Source organism: Alphaproteobacteria bacterium US3C007 (assembly GCA_034423775.1).
In the GTDB taxonomy this organism is placed as follows: Bacteria; Pseudomonadota; Alphaproteobacteria; order Rhodobacterales; family Rhodobacteraceae; genus Thalassovivens; species Thalassovivens spotae.
The window spans coordinates 522,288-537,389 of record CP139918.1 but is presented as its reverse complement, the minus strand read 5'-3'; the positions used below and the strand labels follow the sequence as shown (position 1 = coordinate 537,389).

Annotated in this window: 16 protein-coding genes; 6 read left to right on the top strand and 10 right to left on the bottom strand. The window is 50.8% G+C overall.

Annotated features, from left to right (window positions below; all coding sequences use genetic code 11):
* Nucleotides 1-255 precede the first annotated feature (255 nt).
* Complete coding sequence (gene rsmD / locus UM181_02740) at nucleotides 256-816, bottom strand: 16S rRNA (guanine(966)-N(2))-methyltransferase RsmD (GenBank protein WQC63547.1); 561 nt, start codon at nucleotides 814-816, stop codon at nucleotides 256-258.
* Nucleotides 813-2,027 (bottom strand): FAD/NAD(P)-binding oxidoreductase, encoded by a 1,215-nt coding sequence (locus UM181_02735; protein WQC63546.1) that lies wholly within the window; start codon nucleotides 2,025-2,027, stop codon nucleotides 813-815. Before UM181_02735 ends, rsmD begins: the two co-directional genes overlap by 4 nt.
* A gap of 80 nt (nucleotides 2,028-2,107) precedes the next feature.
* On the opposite strand from UM181_02735, the gene UM181_02730 reads away from it, so the two are divergent.
* Complete coding sequence (locus UM181_02730) at nucleotides 2,108-2,599, top strand: peroxiredoxin (GenBank protein ID WQC63545.1); 492 nt, start codon at nucleotides 2,108-2,110, stop codon at nucleotides 2,597-2,599.
* A 4-nt stretch (nucleotides 2,600-2,603) separates the two neighbouring features.
* Here the strand turns inward: UM181_02730 and UM181_02725 are convergent, their stop codons facing one another.
* From UM181_02725 to UM181_02710, 4 genes are read right to left on the bottom strand one after another with little or no spacing between them, the layout of a single operon-like run.
* A complete protein-coding gene (locus tag UM181_02725; protein ID WQC63544.1) occupies nucleotides 2,604-2,897 on the bottom strand; it encodes a 4a-hydroxytetrahydrobiopterin dehydratase in 294 nt (97 codons plus the stop codon).
* 11 nt (nucleotides 2,898-2,908) lie between these two features.
* Nucleotides 2,909-4,102: a GNAT family N-acetyltransferase gene (locus UM181_02720; protein ID WQC63543.1), complete on the bottom strand. Its 1,194-nt coding sequence runs from the start codon at nucleotides 4,100-4,102 to the stop codon at nucleotides 2,909-2,911.
* A 46-nt stretch (nucleotides 4,103-4,148) separates the two neighbouring features.
* On the bottom strand, nucleotides 4,149-4,919 hold the full coding sequence (locus UM181_02715) for a glycerophosphodiester phosphodiesterase family protein (GenBank protein ID WQC63542.1): 771 nt from the start codon (nucleotides 4,917-4,919) through the stop codon (nucleotides 4,149-4,151).
* Nucleotides 4,916-5,380 (bottom strand): RidA family protein, encoded by a 465-nt coding sequence (locus tag UM181_02710; protein ID WQC63541.1) that lies wholly within the window; start codon nucleotides 5,378-5,380, stop codon nucleotides 4,916-4,918. Before UM181_02710 ends, UM181_02715 begins: the two co-directional genes overlap by 4 nt.
* A 236-nt stretch (nucleotides 5,381-5,616) precedes the next feature.
* Between UM181_02710 and UM181_02705 the strand changes: the two genes are divergently transcribed.
* Entirely contained in the window at nucleotides 5,617-6,360 is a 744-nt protein-coding gene (locus UM181_02705; GenBank protein ID WQC63540.1) for a VacJ family lipoprotein, read from the top strand.
* Nucleotides 6,347-6,949 carry an ABC transporter substrate-binding protein gene (locus UM181_02700; protein ID WQC63539.1) on the top strand — a complete coding sequence of 201 codons (603 nt, stop codon included), beginning with the start codon at nucleotides 6,347-6,349 and terminating at the stop codon, nucleotides 6,947-6,949. The genes UM181_02705 and UM181_02700 overlap by 14 nt, the downstream gene beginning before the upstream one ends.
* Nucleotide 6,950: 1 nt before the next feature.
* Here UM181_02700 and UM181_02695 read toward each other — a convergent pair whose 3' ends face one another.
* A complete protein-coding gene (locus UM181_02695) occupies nucleotides 6,951-9,074 on the bottom strand; it encodes a transglycosylase domain-containing protein (protein WQC63538.1) in 2,124 nt (707 codons plus the stop codon).
* Between the two features lie 265 nt (nucleotides 9,075-9,339).
* Here UM181_02695 and UM181_02690 point away from each other — a divergent pair, with 265 nt between their 5' ends.
* The gene (locus UM181_02690; GenBank protein WQC63537.1) at nucleotides 9,340-9,678 is read left to right on the top strand and encodes a P-II family nitrogen regulator; all 339 of its coding nucleotides are present in this window, start codon (nucleotides 9,340-9,342) and stop codon (nucleotides 9,676-9,678) included.
* Between the two features lie 16 nt (nucleotides 9,679-9,694).
* Nucleotides 9,695-11,029, top strand: coding sequence for an ammonium transporter (locus UM181_02685; protein ID WQC63536.1), 1,335 nt, complete (start codon nucleotides 9,695-9,697; stop codon nucleotides 11,027-11,029).
* Nucleotides 11,030-11,125: 96 nt separating this feature from the next.
* Here the strand turns inward: UM181_02685 and UM181_02680 are convergent, their stop codons facing one another.
* Nucleotides 11,126-12,136 carry a ribose-phosphate pyrophosphokinase gene (locus UM181_02680; GenBank protein ID WQC63535.1) on the bottom strand — a complete coding sequence of 337 codons (1,011 nt, stop codon included), beginning with the start codon at nucleotides 12,134-12,136 and terminating at the stop codon, nucleotides 11,126-11,128.
* 252 nt (nucleotides 12,137-12,388) lie between these two features.
* On the opposite strand from UM181_02680, the gene UM181_02675 reads away from it, so the two are divergent.
* Complete coding sequence (locus UM181_02675) at nucleotides 12,389-13,204, top strand: alpha/beta hydrolase (GenBank protein ID WQC63534.1); 816 nt, start codon at nucleotides 12,389-12,391, stop codon at nucleotides 13,202-13,204.
* Here UM181_02675 and plsY read toward each other — a convergent pair.
* Together plsY and pyrC are read right to left on the bottom strand one after the other, a co-directional pair.
* Complete coding sequence (plsY, locus tag UM181_02670; GenBank protein ID WQC64684.1) at nucleotides 13,201-13,809, bottom strand: glycerol-3-phosphate 1-O-acyltransferase PlsY; 609 nt, start codon at nucleotides 13,807-13,809, stop codon at nucleotides 13,201-13,203. The genes UM181_02675 and plsY overlap by 4 nt on opposite strands.
* A 2-nt stretch (nucleotides 13,810-13,811) precedes the next feature.
* Entirely contained in the window at nucleotides 13,812-15,074 is a 1,263-nt protein-coding gene (gene pyrC, locus UM181_02665; GenBank protein ID WQC63533.1) for a dihydroorotase, read from the bottom strand.
* Nucleotides 15,075-15,102 lie beyond the last annotated feature (28 nt).

The following is a 15,102-nucleotide window of genomic DNA, read 5'->3' as shown; positions in this document are numbered from 1 at the left end:
TCCTGAACCGAAGATGTAAACATGCAGCTTTATATCAATTATCGGATCAAGAGGCTTTCGTTAAGCATCTCGCCGGTATCGAGAAAATTCTTATCAGGTTTGATCCATCGGGGTTTGACCATTTGAGTTTTTGCAACATGTGAATGAAATAATCATAGATTTCTTTCTGACGGCGCAACGGCAGTCACTTGGCTCGCGAAAAAGATAATGAAAGAAATTTATCTATTTAAAAGGCTCAGTAATATAGGGCGGAGGTTATTGTGCACGCATCAAGGTAACGTATGTGTCGCCATAGCGCAGGCACTCGAGGTTGCAAAACCCCTCTGGGGCCAACATCTCGCCTTGCTCTTCCCATATAATCAAGGCGTCATCTGCAATCCATCCCTTTGCGCGGGCCTTTGGCACCACGTTTTGGCCCAAATCTTTGCCATAGGGGGGGTCAAGAAATACCAGATCAAAAGGCGCGCCGGGGCAGGGCGGCAATTGCAGCAGGTTCCATGGCCGAAAGGTGATCTCGACGTTTGGATCAAACAGAGCTTTATTTTTGCGGATTAGTTCTGCAGATTTACGAGCGTTATCGATCAGCCACAGACGCTCTGCGCCGCGCGAAAGGGCCTCAAACCCCAAAGCACCGGTTCCGGCGAAAAGGTCAAGAACCTGCGCGTTCTCCAAAGGATTTCCAAACCGCCCCGAGGCAAGTACGTTGAATAAATTCTCGCGCACGCGGTCGGTGGTTGGGCGCAAATGTGCCGAGGGATCGCCTTTGCCAACCGAGGCCAAAGCTCTTCCGCGATGTGTGCCTGCGATTATTCTCAAGATTTCAGCAGGGATTTAAGGTCGGTCTGGGGATCGCTTATTGCCGCTTTTGGGGGCGATTTGCCAAGGCCAAGCAAACGTTTGCCCACCATATAGGCTTTGGGCGCGTTCATCGCATCGACGGCCAGAAGCGTATCGTCCTTGTAATACCAAAAAGAACAGCTATCAGCAGTCTGCTCAGCCCGTTCGACCACATCGCTATAGCCCGTGTTCAGCCCGGCGATTTGCAGCTTTACGTTATATTGATCAGACCAAAACCAAGGTTCTGGTTGATACTGGGTTTTAGCGCCCAAAATATTTTGCGCGGTCACTTCGGCCTGATCAATCGCATTTTGTACGCTTTCCAGCCGCATTTTTTGACCTTGATGGTCAAATGATGCGCAATCGCCGATCGCCCATATCGACGGGTCGGAACTGCGCCCATACACATCCACGGCGATGCCATTTTCAATCTCTAGCCCAGCAGTCTCTGCCAAGTCTTGCGCCGGTATAATCCCCACCCCGACGATCACGAAATCGAAGCGCTCAACGCTGCCATCGCTTAATTGTGCGCTGGTCACTTTGCCGTCCTGACCGATTAGCTGTTTCAGGCCCGTATTTTCTTTCAACGTCACCCCATGCGACTGGTGCAACTGCCGGAAGTAATCGGATGTTTGCGGTGCGGCGACACGGTTTAAAATACGGTCCGACATTTCAACCAGCGTGACCTTTAGCCCCTTTGTTGCGGCAACTGCTGCGGCTTCTAAACCGATATAGCCCCCGCCAACGATCAAAACCTTTCGCCCTGCCACCATTTCAGGAGCCATCGCATCCGCATCTTGGAGATCGCGCATCGTGTAAACCCCCGCTAGCTCGCCCCCGATTGCGGCAGGCAATCTGCGCGGCCATGATCCGGTTGCAAAAACCAAGTGATCATATGTCAGGCTTTGGCGGGTTGTAACGATGGATTTTTCACGACGATTGATACCCGTAACGGTGTCGCCAAGGTGAAGAGTGATGTGGTTATCGGTGTAAAAACTTTCTGGGCGCAAATAAAGGCGCTCCAAAGGCATCTCCCCCAAAAGATATTTTTTTGATAAGGGTGGTCGTTGATAGGGTAGGACGTCTTCTTTGCCGACCAAATCTATGCTGCATTGATCATCGAGATTGCGCAATTTTGCAACCAGTGCCGCGCCAGCTTGTCCTGCGCCTATCACAACTATTCTTGACATACGCGTCCTCACCTGATCTGGCCCTGTCGAATAAACGCATTATAACATCCTCTGTGCGAATACAAATAAGGGAATAGGAAATGACCATAGTCGTGGGCAATAGATTGCCAAATGCGCCGATATTGCGGGTAACAAATTCAGAGATTGAAACCGTTGACCTGAACGATGTATTTGCCGGCCGCCGCGTGGCCATATTTGGCATGCCGGGCGCGTTTACCAGCACCTGTTCGCGCGCGCATCTGCCAAATATCATCGGTCAAAAAGAGCAGCTGATGGATGCCGGCCTCGATGAAGTTGCGATCCTGACCGTTAATGACAGTTTCGTTTTGCGCGCTTGGGGGCGCGCCTCTGGTGCCTATGAAGCAGGGCTGACCATGCTGGGGGATGCAGGGTCTACGTTTACCAAAGCTGTGGGCTTAAGTTTCACTGTGCCGGCGACGGGATTTTATGATCGTTCGCAACGCTATGCTTTGGTGGTAAATGACGGTGTCGTTGAGCATTTTCTACTGGAAGAAACTCGCTCTGAAATTACCACATCCAGCGCCGATGCGCTTTTAAAAGCCCTCGGCTAAAAGCTTAATTCAACGCATCCATTTTTTGCGCCAAGGTAATATCCAGCGCGCTGAGTCCGCCCACATCATGCGTGCTCAGCGTGACCGAAACGCGATTATAAACGTTGAACCATTCGGGATGGTGGTTCATCTTTTCAGCGATAATCGCGGCTTGGCTCATCCAGCCGAAAGCTGCGATGAAGTTTGCAAATTTAAACTCTTTTGCAATCGCATCGCGCCCCTCTACCGCTGTCCAACCTTTGGCGAGTAATGGCGCCAGGTCTTGGTGACGCTCGGTCTCTGACAATTTTTTGGTCATTATAGGTTCCTCTACTCTGCAATATCTGCTGTGGTTTTTCGAAACGGGCCAAATTTGGTCATTATCTCTATATCTTCGGTGACGGCTTTTTTTTCCGCAATCAAATATTGCGCAATCGCCTCGTGAAACCCTTTATCTGCAGCCCAATGCAGTGAATGCGTTTCTGCGGGGATATAGCCGCGGGCTAATTTATGCGCGCCTTGGGCGCCCGCTTCTACGCGGGCAAGATTATGTTTAATCGCAAAGTCTATCGCGCGATAATAGCAGAGTTCAAAATGCAGGCAGGGATAGTCTTCTATACAGCCCCAGTACCGGCCATAAAGGCAATCGCGGCCGATAAAATTCATTGCTCCGGCAACATATAGGCCGTCGCGCTTTGCCATGATCAGAAGAATTTCATCGCGCAAACTGTCTTGCGCCGCATCAAAAAAGGCGCGGGTTAAATAAGGGGTTCCCCATTTGCGCGCGCCGGTATCTTGATAAAACCTCCAAAACGCATCCCAATGATGCGGCTCTATCTGCGCGCCCGTGAGCATTTCAATCTCGCCGCCAAATAGATTGGCCTGCGCGCGCTCTTTTCTAATGTTTTTGCGTTTGCGCGAAGAGAGGGCGGATAAAAAGCCATCAAAGCTTTCATATCCAGGGTTTTCCCAATGGAATTGCTGCGTTGTACGGCTGAGGAGGCCTAGGCTTTCACCGGCTTTGGCTTCTTTCTGGGTGCAGAACGTGGCATGTAGCGAAGAGAGCTTGTTATTCGCGGCAAATTGCAGCGCCCCTTTTATCAAAGCTTGGCTCGCCTCGACCTCATAGCCTGGTTTGAGAAGAAACCGCCGCCCTGTAACCGGTGTGAAGGGTACAGCAATTTGCAATTTGGGATAATATTGCCCGCCTGCGCGATGATAGGCCTCTGCAAAGCTATGATCGAAAATATATTCGCCTTGCGAGTGTGATTTTAAATACATCGGAGTGCATCCGATCAATATTTTATTTTGAAAAGCCAGTAAAAAATACGGCTGCCAGCCAGTGGCCTCGCCCACCGATCCACTCGATTCAAGCGCCCAAAGAAAGCGGTATGTTGTAAAAGGGTCAAGCGCGCGCGGATCATTGCCAGAGTCGATTTCGGGGCAGGCGCAGCTATCCCAATCAGATTGGGCCACCATCGAAAGCGATGTCACCACCTGAATTTCTATCGCGTCCTGCTGCATCCTGGCCTTTCCCTTTAGCGCCTATGTGTTGCAAAAGCGCGGATAATCAAGAGCTTGTTGCCGGTTGAAAGCCTTCAAATGTAAAATTATCGGCCAGTTGGCGCGCCGCGTGCTGCTGGGCTTTTGTTTCAATTGTCCAACATAATATAGGAATCCCTTTGGCCTTTAGGGCGCGCACCGGTGCGCTTTCAAGATCTTTGTGATGATGGCTGATAAAACTGGCTCCGCATTTTTCAAAGTCGGAAATATTGGTTAGGGTTGAACGCCTATCTTTCGAGATCATGGGCCATTCTTCCTTTGTAAAAAACTCGGTTGTCAGCCCGCGGGCTATCTGGGGTGCCTGCCGCCGCATTTCGAGTACCGAAAACGGGTTAAAGGACATCACGGCCACAGCGCCTTGATAATGTTGCAAGGCTTTGGCTGTGGCACGTTCTAGATCCCCATTGCTTGAAGATAGATCCCCAGTTTGATCTTTTAACTCGATCAATAAAGGCACTGATCCAGAAACCTGATGCAACAGCGCAGCGAGCGGTAAAATGCAATCACTGCTATGCTTCAAAGCCATGCGTTCTAAGTTTTTAGCACTGTGGTTGCGCACCGGGCCTTGATGCGATGTCATCCTATCCAATGTATCATCATGAAAAACCATCGCCTGCCCATCTGCAGAAAGCTGCAGATCAAGCTCGATCCCATAGCCTTTTTTTATGGCCGCTGCGACAGCGCTCTGACTATTTTCCAAAACACCCTTATTGTCGGTGTGTAAGCCGCGATGCGCCAGCGGCCTAGCTAAAAACTGCGGGTCTAAACCAGATATCATCGAATTTGGAAAATACCTTCAATTTCCACGGCCACGCCAAGGGGCAGCGCGACGGCAGATACCGCTGCGCGCGCGTGTTTTCCAGCCTCTCCCAAAGCCTCACCCAGCAGGTTGGACGCGCCGTTAATAACGGCGGGCTGGTCTGTGTAATCTGCTGTTGAGTTCACAAATCCGGTCAATTTTACAACCCGGATCAACCGATCCAAATCGCCGCCGCACGCCGCTTTCACTTGCGACAGCAAGTTGATCGCACAAATTTTGGCAGCCTCTGCACCTTGCTCGGTGGTCATGTCTAAGCCCAGCTTGCCCTTAATCAGGCCCTCTGGCCCGATTGAAATTTGCCCTGATACATAAAGCATATCGCCGACTTGAACAAAAGGAACGTAATTGGCCGCTGGGGCGGGTGCCTCTGGCAGATTTACGCCCAGCTCGCTCAGTTTTTCTTCAAATTCAGGGGCCATTCTTCTTTCCTTTTTCAACATATTTTTAACAAATGATACCCTGTCTCGGAGCGAGGGAAAAGGGCTACCTTTTGGCGTTTGGCGTTTGTTGGAAAATTTATGCAGCCCTTAAAGACGCTTGATGATGATCACGATTGGTTTACTTGTTGCTTTTGATTGATGTGTCATTGTTAAACAAAGCGTTTGCCGTTAATACCACAAAAAAGGCAGATATTCGAAACTGGGTGTAAAATGTGATGAAACAAACAGGAACTTCTTTAGCTATGGCTTTGGCGTTTGTGCTGGTTTTTCTGGGCATCTCGACGCCGCTTTACAGTCAGGATGCGAATGATCCGTTTGAAACCATGAATCGGCGCGTACATGGGGTAAATATTGCTTTGGATAAATCCATCGTGCGGCCAGTCTCGTTTGCCTATGTGGGAAATGTGAATGATGGCCTGCGCCAGATGATCAACAATTTCGCTGAAAACCTTTCGGTGCCGGGGGATATTGTGAATAACGTCTTGCAAGGCGAATTTCAATCTGGACTGCAAAATACAGGTAAGTTTCTAATCAATTCAACTTTGGGCTTTGCAGGTTTAGGAACACCGGCAGAAGATTTGGGTATCGGTGGAGATGAAAGCGATTTCGGCGCCACTTTGCACAGATGGGGCGTTGGAGAGGGGTTTTATGTTGAGTTGCCGCTATTTGGGCCATCTACCAGCCGGGATGCGACGGGCAAGCTCGTAGATTGGGTTTTAAACCCCTTAGCGCCATTGATCGAGCCTCCTGTGAATTATTACACAACATCGAGTACGATCGCGAAAGCGATGGATATGCGTGTTGCCTATGCAGGGGCGATCGATTCCGTTCTTTATGACAGCATTGACAGTTATTCCCAAAGCAAGTTGATTTATCTGCAAACCCGGCGTTTTTCGTTAGGTGGGCGTGATGAAGATGTTTATGATGACCCGTATGAGGATCTTTATGGCACAGAATAAGTTACCGCGCCGTGCGGTTTTATCTGGAATTGTTGCTGCGCTGCTATGGAGCGGGTTGCCCGCTTACGCGTTAACGAAAAGCGCCGCAAAAACTTTGATTAATCAAGCTGTTGACGATATCAACGCGATGGTTGCATCGACCGATGATGAAGAAATTATTCTGGCAGAATTTGAAAAAATATTTGAGCGTTATGCTGACGTGAACCTAATAGCACGCTATGCGCTTGGAGCGGAAGCGCGGCGGGCCACGCCCAAGCAAATGAAGAAATTTACGCGCGTTTTTAAAATATATATGGCGCGCAAATATGGCAGCCGGTTCAGAGAGTTTATGGGCAGCGATATTATCGTAAAAGACTCTAAAAAAGTAAAAAGCTTTTACAAAGTGACTGCAGAAGCAAAGCTGCAAAATGCCAATCCGTTTGAGGTTGAGTTTTTGGTGTCGGACAAATCAGGCAAGCCGTTATTCTTCAATATTTTTATTGAAGGGATCAACATGCTGTTAAGCGAGCGCGCTGAAATTGGGGCTTTGCTTGATAAAAACGGAGGCAAAATTGATCGCCTCATTACGGCATTAGAGGCAACACTTTAAATTAGTTCTGCCCGAACAGATTGCGCAAAAAGCGATTGATCGCGTTGGTGCCTTGGTCCCGGTCGGTTGTTCTGCTCGTTTTTCCAGCCCCGGTGCGCGTCTGAGCTGTTTGAACCAGCGTATTCGGGGGCAAATCGCCTTGAGCACGCAGCATGGTTGCTTTCCAAATCTCGGCTGGTAACCCGCCGCCAGTGACCCCGGTTAAAGGCGTATTGTCATCATATCCCATCCAAACACCGATCACGTAATCGCTGGAAAAGCCAATAAACCAAGCATCGCGTGCGCTTTGCGTTGTTCCGGTTTTACCCGCGGTTTGCCACCCTTCAATCGCCGCTTTTTGTCCGGTTCCTTCAACCATCACATTTTGCATCATAAAGATCAGATTATGCGCAGCCGTTGGAGAAATGACCCGCTGGCCGGCGCTATTTGTGGCCCCCATCAGGGCAGTGTCGTCTCCGAATAATCGCAATTCGTTCAGCCCGAAAGGGGTGACGGATAGGCCGCGATTTAAAATTCCAGCATAGGCCCCGACCATATCGATCAAAGTGGCTTCGGACACGCCCAAGGCAAGCGCTGGCCCAGTGGCAAGCTTTTCTCCAACTCCAAATCCAGAAGCGACATTTCTCACAACATCACGTCCAACCTCTTCGCTCAGCCGGATGGTAGGAATATTTAAGGATTGGCTGAGGGCGGCGTTTAAACTGACGGGCCCTAAAAATTCTTTTGAATAATTTTGCGGGCTCCAAGGGCCAGAGCCAGGTAGATCCAGCGTTAATGGGCTGTCTTGTAAAATATCATAGGGGCTGTATCCGGCCTCGAGAGCCGCTGCATATACAAAAGGCTTAAAGGCCGAGCCGGTTTGCCGAAGCGCTTGCGTGGCGCGGTTAAAGCCTCCGGCAACCGATGTATTGCGCCCGCCCAGCATTGCCCGCACTGCGCCGTTTGGGGACATCACAACAATTGCAGCTTGTGCCTTGGATCCCGGGCGAACCTTTGAGTCGAATACCTGATGCATCGCCTGTTCCGCCGCGTTTTGAAGGCGGCGGTCAAACGTGGTTTTTATAATCACATCTTCGGTTGTTGTCTGCGTCAGAAAGCGTGGACCCGATTGCATCACCCAATCGGCAAAGTAATTACCGGCATTGGCTTTGGCCGCTTGCGACAGTTGCGCGGGGTTTTTGCGCGCGAAATCGGCCTCTTCGGCGCTGAGTAACGCTTGTGCTTGCATCAAATTGATAATGACGCCCGCGCGGTTTTGCGATCTCTGCAGGTTATTGGTGGGCGCATAGCGGGTCGGCGCCACCAAAAGCCCAGCCAGCATTGCCGCTTCGGCGGGGTTTACATTTCGTGCTGATTTTCCAAAATAGCGTTGCGCCGCAGCCTCAAACCCGCGCGCTCCCGCGCCCAGAAAGCTACGATTTATATAAATTGTTAAGATTTCATCTTTTGAAAAACGGCTCTCAAGCGCAAGCGCATAGGCGGCTTCTTTGACTTTGCGCCATAAGCTGCTTTCTCGGCACTCGGCTTCATAGGCGCGTTCGCTCTTCCACCGCGCGCGATCGAAAGGCAGGCCCAAACACAAGAGTTTCGCGGTTTGCTGGGTTATGGTCGAGCCACCATGTCCGGATAAAGCGCTGCGGCCCTCGCGCATATTAATCCGTATCGCGCCCAAAACGCCACGCGGGCTCAATCCAAAATGGCGGTAAAACCGTTTATCTTCGGTTGCCAGAACCGCATGACGCAAATGAGGTGAAATGGTTTGCGCGTCGATTGCTTGCCCAAACTGTTCGCCGCGCCAGGCAAAAACCTCATTGTTGCGGTCAAGTAAAGTGACTGAGCCGCGGGCTCTTACATCCAGTAAGGCCGATAAATCGGGCAGGGTGCTACGATAATAACCCACCCCTGCAGCTGTGAATAAGGCAAGCATTAGGGCTGAGCGCCAGATAACAGCCCAAACCAAACCCACGCAGCGTTTAAACAGCCATCGCAGAGCTCTGGACACGATATTTCTTTGCTTGGGGGCGGTACTGCGCAGGGGCTTTGGCGGTTTTCGTACGGCTTTCGACGCTGACCCATAGCGGTTTTGCGCGATGAGCGGCTTGGTTGATTTCTGTTTGCCTGCCATGGATTGCCCTGCTTATTTCGAGCTCTTTGTGGCGAGTCTATCGTATCTTCATAGGCTTGTTTAGGGCTAACTGCTCCTCCAAACCTATCCGTTTTGTGTTTAAAAATTAATCATCAAGAAGAAATTGCGCAAAAAATATGCGCTTTTGATAGATTTTACGTCTTCAACATTGGGCTTTTGGTGGCCCTTAGGTGGGGGGCGGCGTTGATAGAGACGTGGTTTTGGCGCAACCGTCAAAGCAAGAAAATTAAGAAAGGAACCAACGGTGAAATTGATCATAGCAACCATCAAACCGTTTAAGCTCGAAGAAGTGCGTGAGGCGCTTACCGAGATTGGCGTGCGTGGAATGATGGTGACCGAGATTAAGGGCTTTGGAGCCCAATCGGGTCATACTGAGATATATCGTGGGGCAGAATATGCTGTAAATTTTGTACCGAAAGTAAAACTGGAAATCGTGACCGATGCGTCAATGGCGGATCAAGTCGTTGAAACCATCACCAAGGCAGCCAAAACCGGCAAAATTGGGGACGGTAAAATCTTTGTTCTCGATGTCGATCAAACTGTCAGAGTGCGTACCGGTGAAACCGGCGCTGACGCGATATAAAGAAGGACCACTTAGAATGTTAAACGTAAAACACAAACTCCTTTCAGGCGCCGCTGCAGCGGTAATCCTGCCAGGCGCGGTTTTGGCGCAAGAAGCTCCGGCTCTGGTGCCGACGGATAGCGTCTTTATTCTGAATTCTCTGCTGTTTTTAATTGGCGGCTTCTTGGTGTTCTGGATGGCCGCCGGGTTTGCCATGTTGGAAGCCGGTCTTGTGCGCTCAAAAAACGTGACCATGCAATTAACGAAAAACGTGGCCTTATTTTCGTTGGCAGCCATTTTCTATTACCTCATTGGGTATAATCTTATGTATCCGCTGGGAACATGGGCGGTTGAGGGCGTGCTTTCTGGTGTTTGGGGCACGGCAGTTCTAGAAGCGGTCGGCGTTACAGCGGATGCGGCGGATGATTATGGCTATGCGTCCACCGGTTCAGATTTCTTCTTCCAATTGATGTTCTGCGCCGCAACGGCCTCTATCGTCTCGGGCGCGTTGGCCGAGAGGATCAAACTGTGGCCATTTTTGATTTTTACGGTCATTTTGACAAGCATCATTTACCCGCTGCAAGCCAGCTGGAAATGGGGCGGAGGCTTCTTGGACGGTATGGGCTTTTTAGACTTTGCCGGTTCAACAGTGGTGCATTCGGTTGGTGGATGGGCTGCGCTTGCAGGTGCGATCATCCTAGGGCCACGGCTTGGCAAATACACAGCTGACGGCAAAGTGGTGCCGATCCAGGGCTCAAATCTGGCATTGGCAACTTTGGGTACATTCATTCTATGGCTTGGCTGGTTCGGCTTTAACGGTGGCTCACAGCTTGCGATGGGCTCTGTCGGAGATGTGGCAGATGTGTCGCGCATTTTCGCCAACACAAACGCCGCCGCTGCAGGCGGTGCTGTTGCCGCTTTGATCCTGACGCAACTGCTTTATTCAAAGCCAGACCTTACGATGATTTTGAACGGAGCCCTGGCCGGCTTGGTGTCGATCACAGCGGAGCCTTTGACACCGTCTTTGGGGGCGGCAACCATTATCGGTGCGATTGGCGGAGTGATTGTTGTGTTCTCGGTTCCATTCCTAGACAAGTTGAAAATTGACGATGTCGTTGGCGCGATTCCGGTACATTTGTTTGCAGGGATTTGGGGTACGATCGCAGTTGTGTTCACCAATGGCGACGCCTCGCTGGGCACCCAGCTGTACTCAATCATTGTTGTGGGTATTTTCGTAACCGTTGCCTCAGCGATCGTTTGGTTCATTCTTAAAGCAACAACGGGTATCCGCGTTGCAGAAGAAGATGAGATTAACGGTCTGGATATGTCAGAGCTGGGCATGGATGCCTATCCTGAGTTTTCCAAAAGCTAATCGCTTATCAATCTGGAAATTTAAAAGGGCCCATCTGGGCCCTTTTTTTATCCGTTTTATATTTCAAAAACGGGATGCCCAAGCGCTTTTAGCGCGTTAGTAAAGGCCATCATAGATCGGCCCTAAAGTATCTGTTTCGAATAATGATGAGACCGAAGTACCGTTCCAAATGTTCAAGATTGCCTGCGCAAACATCGGCGCCGTTGGCACAATGCGAATATTTGGCGCTGCCAAAACGGCAGGGCTCGCCTCAATCGAATCAGTGATCACCAGTGATTTCATCACCGATTTTGTGATCCGCTCAACGGCAGGGCCAGATAAAACACCATGCGTAATATATGAATGCACTTCGGAGGCACCGTTTTCAATCAACAGTTCGGCGGCTTTGCATAAGGTGCCGGCGGTATCGCAAATATCATCCACAATGATGCATTTCTTTCCCGATACGTTGCCAATTACCGTCATCTCGGCGATTTCACCGGCTTTTTCACGGCGCTTATCAACAATGGCCAAGGGCGCTTCGATCCGCTTTGCAAGCTCGCGCGCCCGCGCAACCCCGCCCACATCTGGCGAGACAACCATTATATCGTCGGTCGTTTCTTTGAATTGATGCAAAATATCAAGCGCAAAGATTGGTGACGCGTAAAGGTTATCAACGGGGATATCGAAAAAACCTTGTATTTGTGCGGCGTGCAAATCCATGGTGAGCACGCGCTCAATGCCAGCCTCAACCAACATATTGGCCACCAATTTGGCGCTGATCGGCGTTCGGGCTTTGGCGCGGCGGTCTTGCCTTGCATAGCCAAAATACGGGATCACGGCGGTGATACGGCTGGCCGAAGAGCGGCGCAGCGCGTCGGACATGATCAACAATTCCATCAAGTTGTCATTTGCAGGGTTCGACGTGGATTGAAGAATAAACATATCTTCGCCGCGCACGTTTTCATACACTTCCACAAAAATTTCTTGATCATTGAAGCGTTCGACTCGGGCATCGACCAATCCAACATTTAATCCACGGTGCAGTGACATCCGTCGAGAGATGGCTTTTGCCAAAGTGAGGTTGGCATTGCCTGCGATGATTTTGGGTTCGTTGAGATTTGGCATCCAGAAAGTATTCCTTGATCGCTTTGTAACAGAATCGTGATGTTGTTATCGCTTAACATGGTAGACCTCTCGGGCCTAGATCGGGATCTCATTCCAGCCCAAAAAATGTCACAAAAGAATATTCTTAAAGAGATGGCAGCGGCAATCTGGCAAAAAAGTGAAACCTGTTTGACGCGTTTGCGCTGCGTCTGCAGGATATTGGTTCGCAGCCAGGGATATAAAAGGCTGGCGTTAGATATTAAGGGGTATCATTTGAAACGTGACATTCGGGCTGGCTATCCAACGGCTTGGCAAATGACTGGATCAGGGTCGCGGGCTGTGCTCTTGCTGCATTGTTCATTGGCGATGTCTTCGGCATGGCGCGGCCTATTGGCCGAAATGGCGCAAAGCGAGCATCAGTTTACTATGTTTGATTTGCCCGGCCATGGAGAAAGCTTGAAATGGGATTTTCGTGGTGCGTTTCATGATGTCAGCACTGCCGTTGCCGCAAGCTTTTTGGATCAGAAGATGGATTTAATCGGTCATTCTTTCGGAGCCAGTGTTGCGCTTCGGCTTGCGCTCGAGCATCCAGATTTGGTGCGGTCGCTTATCTTGATTGAGCCGGTTATTTTCTCATTGGGCTTTGCCTTTGAACCGGCCTCTAAACAGGCTTTTTTGCATGATCATTCTGAGTTTAATCGCGCCATAGCGCGGGAAGAGTTTGTAGGCGCTGCACGCGCGTTTCACCAGCTTTGGGGAAGCGGTCAATCTTGGGATAGATTGCCGGATAAAGTGCAGCTCGGCATGGTGGATAAAATCCATTTAATTCCTGCCGCAGCGTCGCATGTGGTTGAAGATGCTTATGGGTTTTGTACGGCTGGGTTGCTCGAAAAGATTGAGGCACCGGTTTTGCTTTTGCAGGGCAGTGCCTCTTCCGCCCCAATGCCAGCGGTTATATCATCTTTACAAGCCCGCTTGCCCCGCAGCCTTGTGAAAACGTTAGAAGGGGCTGGCCATATGGCACCGATCACGCATGCGAAAGCAACCGCAGCGCATATACAAAGTTTTTTGAAGAAGCATCCGGTTTAATTTTTAGCACCAATTTTTGTTTCTTGGCCTTTAGAGAGCCGCAGAATATTCGATCTATGGCGCCAAAACACCAAGATTGCCAAGCTCACGCACAGAACCAGCATGGTTGGATAGCCCAACAAAAGCGCCCAAATAGGCGCACTGGCCGTTGCGATTAAAGCCGCCAAGGAAGAAAATCGAAACAGCGCTGCGGCGGCCAGCCATGTGGCGCAAGCGGCAAGCCCCAATGGCCAGAACAGCGCATAATACACGCCCAAAAGCGTTGCCACGCCTTTGCCGCCCTGAAATCGCAGCCAAACCGGGTAGCAATGTCCTAAAAGGGCGCTTATTGCCGCAATCTGCGCGCTGGCTTCCCCTGAATAGGACAGCGCCAGCGCAACCGCGAAAGCCCCTTTTGCAGAATCTAAGGCCAGCGTTAAGGCCGCGGCTTTTTTGTTGCCAGTGCGCAGGACATTGGTAGCACCTATATTTCCCGAGCCAATATTGCGCAGATTGCCCAAGCCCATGGTTTTTGCAAGCAGCAAGCCAAAGGGAATACTGCCGATAAAATACGAAAGTCCGGTCCAAAAGATGAGTTCGCTTAAATTGGCAGAGAGCGCTGGCATGATCATTGTCCAAACACCTGTTTTCCCGCCACAAAGCTGGCTAAAATGCGGCCTTGTAAACGTGCGCCATCAAAGGGGGTGTTTTTGGATTTTGACTTTAATGTTGCCCGGTCCAAAACAAAGGGCTGATTGGCGTCAAATAAAACCAGATCAGCCGGCGCCCCGATTGCCAAACGCCCGCAGGGCAGGCCCAGCCTTTTGGCGGGGTTCAGCGCCAGCGCGCGAAACAAACCAGGCAAATCCATTTCGCCCGAATGAAACAGGCGCAATGCCGCGGGCAGCAGTGTTTCAAGCCCCACAGCGCCCGAGGCGGCTTCTTCAAACGGCAAACGTTTGCTTTCTTCATCTTGCGGGGTGTGCATCGAGCTGATCGTATCAATCAGGCCGCTTTGCAGCGCCTCAATAATGGCGTGTCGATCTTCTTCGGAACGCAAGGGTGGTTTGACTTTGAAAAAGGTTCTGTAATCCGCCACGTCCAGCTCGTTTAGCGTCAGGTGATGGATCGACGTGCCTGCGGTGATATCAAGGCCGTTAGTTTTGGCGCGCTGCAAGGCCGGCAAAGCGCGCGCTGTTGTGATTTGATCAGCATGATATTTCGCCCCCGTCATTTCCAGAAGGGCAATATCTCGATCAAGACCCATACGCTCTGCGATTGCGGATACGGCTGGAAGCCCGCGCAGCGAGGCAAATTTGCCCGAGGTTGCCGCCGCGCCTTTTGACAATCCCGGATCTTGCGGATGCGCGATGATCAGGGCGCCAAGCGAACGGGCATAGCTAAGCGCGCGTGAAAACACCTTATTATCGCTGACCACATGATCGCAATCTGTGAAGGCCACTGCGCCTGCATCTAATAAAAACCCAATTTCAGTCATTTCACGGCCCTGCCGGCCTTTGGTCAGGGCGGCCATTGGCAAAACATTGATAGGGGCGTCCAAATTGGCCCGCCTGCGCGTGAATTCGAGCGTTTCGGGGGTATCGATCGCGGGCAATGTATCGGGGCGGGTGATGATGGTTGTCACGCCGCCCGCGGCAGCTGCTTGACCGGCTGATTTGAAGCTTTCTTTATGGCGTTCGCCCGGCTCGCAAATTTTTACCCCGATATCCACCAAGCCGGGGGCAAGATATTTGCCGTTACATTCAATAACGCGCTCGGCTGCTTGGTTTTCAAAGCTGCTAATTATGCCATTTTCAATGAAAATTTGGCCGATGCGGGTTTCACCCTGCTCGGGATCAACCAAATGGGCGTTTTTTAACAAAAGGCGCATGCAAGACCTCGCTTTTGATTTGTCGCCG

Bases quoted from the DNA above. Each gene is read 5' to 3' on its own strand.
- UM181_02735 (WQC63546.1), bottom strand. From the start codon at position 2,027: ATGTCAAGAATAGTTGTGATAGGCGCAGGACAAGCTGGCGCGGCACTG.
- UM181_02700 (WQC63539.1), top strand. From the start codon at position 6,347: ATGGCACAGAATAAGTTACCGCGCCGTGCGGTTTTATCTGGAATTGTT.
- UM181_02710 (WQC63541.1), bottom strand. From the start codon at position 5,380: ATGGCCCCTGAATTTGAAGAAAAACTGAGCGAGCTGGGCGTAAATCTG.
- UM181_02685 (WQC63536.1), top strand. From the start codon at position 9,695: ATGTTAAACGTAAAACACAAACTCCTTTCAGGCGCCGCTGCAGCGGTA.
- UM181_02730 (WQC63545.1), top strand. From the start codon at position 2,108: ATGACCATAGTCGTGGGCAATAGATTGCCAAATGCGCCGATATTGCGG.
- plsY (WQC64684.1), bottom strand. From the start codon at position 13,809: ATGCCAGCGCTCTCTGCCAATTTAAGCGAACTCATCTTTTGGACCGGA.
- UM181_02720 (WQC63543.1), bottom strand. From the start codon at position 4,102: ATGCAGCAGGACGCGATAGAAATTCAGGTGGTGACATCGCTTTCGATG.
- UM181_02725 (WQC63544.1), bottom strand. From the start codon at position 2,897: ATGACCAAAAAATTGTCAGAGACCGAGCGTCACCAAGACCTGGCGCCA.
- UM181_02705 (WQC63540.1), top strand. From the start codon at position 5,617: ATGAAACAAACAGGAACTTCTTTAGCTATGGCTTTGGCGTTTGTGCTG.
- UM181_02680 (WQC63535.1), bottom strand. From the start codon at position 12,136: ATGCCAAATCTCAACGAACCCAAAATCATCGCAGGCAATGCCAACCTC.
- pyrC (WQC63533.1), bottom strand. From the start codon at position 15,074: ATGCGCCTTTTGTTAAAAAACGCCCATTTGGTTGATCCCGAGCAGGGT.
- UM181_02695 (WQC63538.1), bottom strand. From the start codon at position 9,074: ATGGCAGGCAAACAGAAATCAACCAAGCCGCTCATCGCGCAAAACCGC.
- UM181_02715 (WQC63542.1), bottom strand. From the start codon at position 4,919: ATGATATCTGGTTTAGACCCGCAGTTTTTAGCTAGGCCGCTGGCGCAT.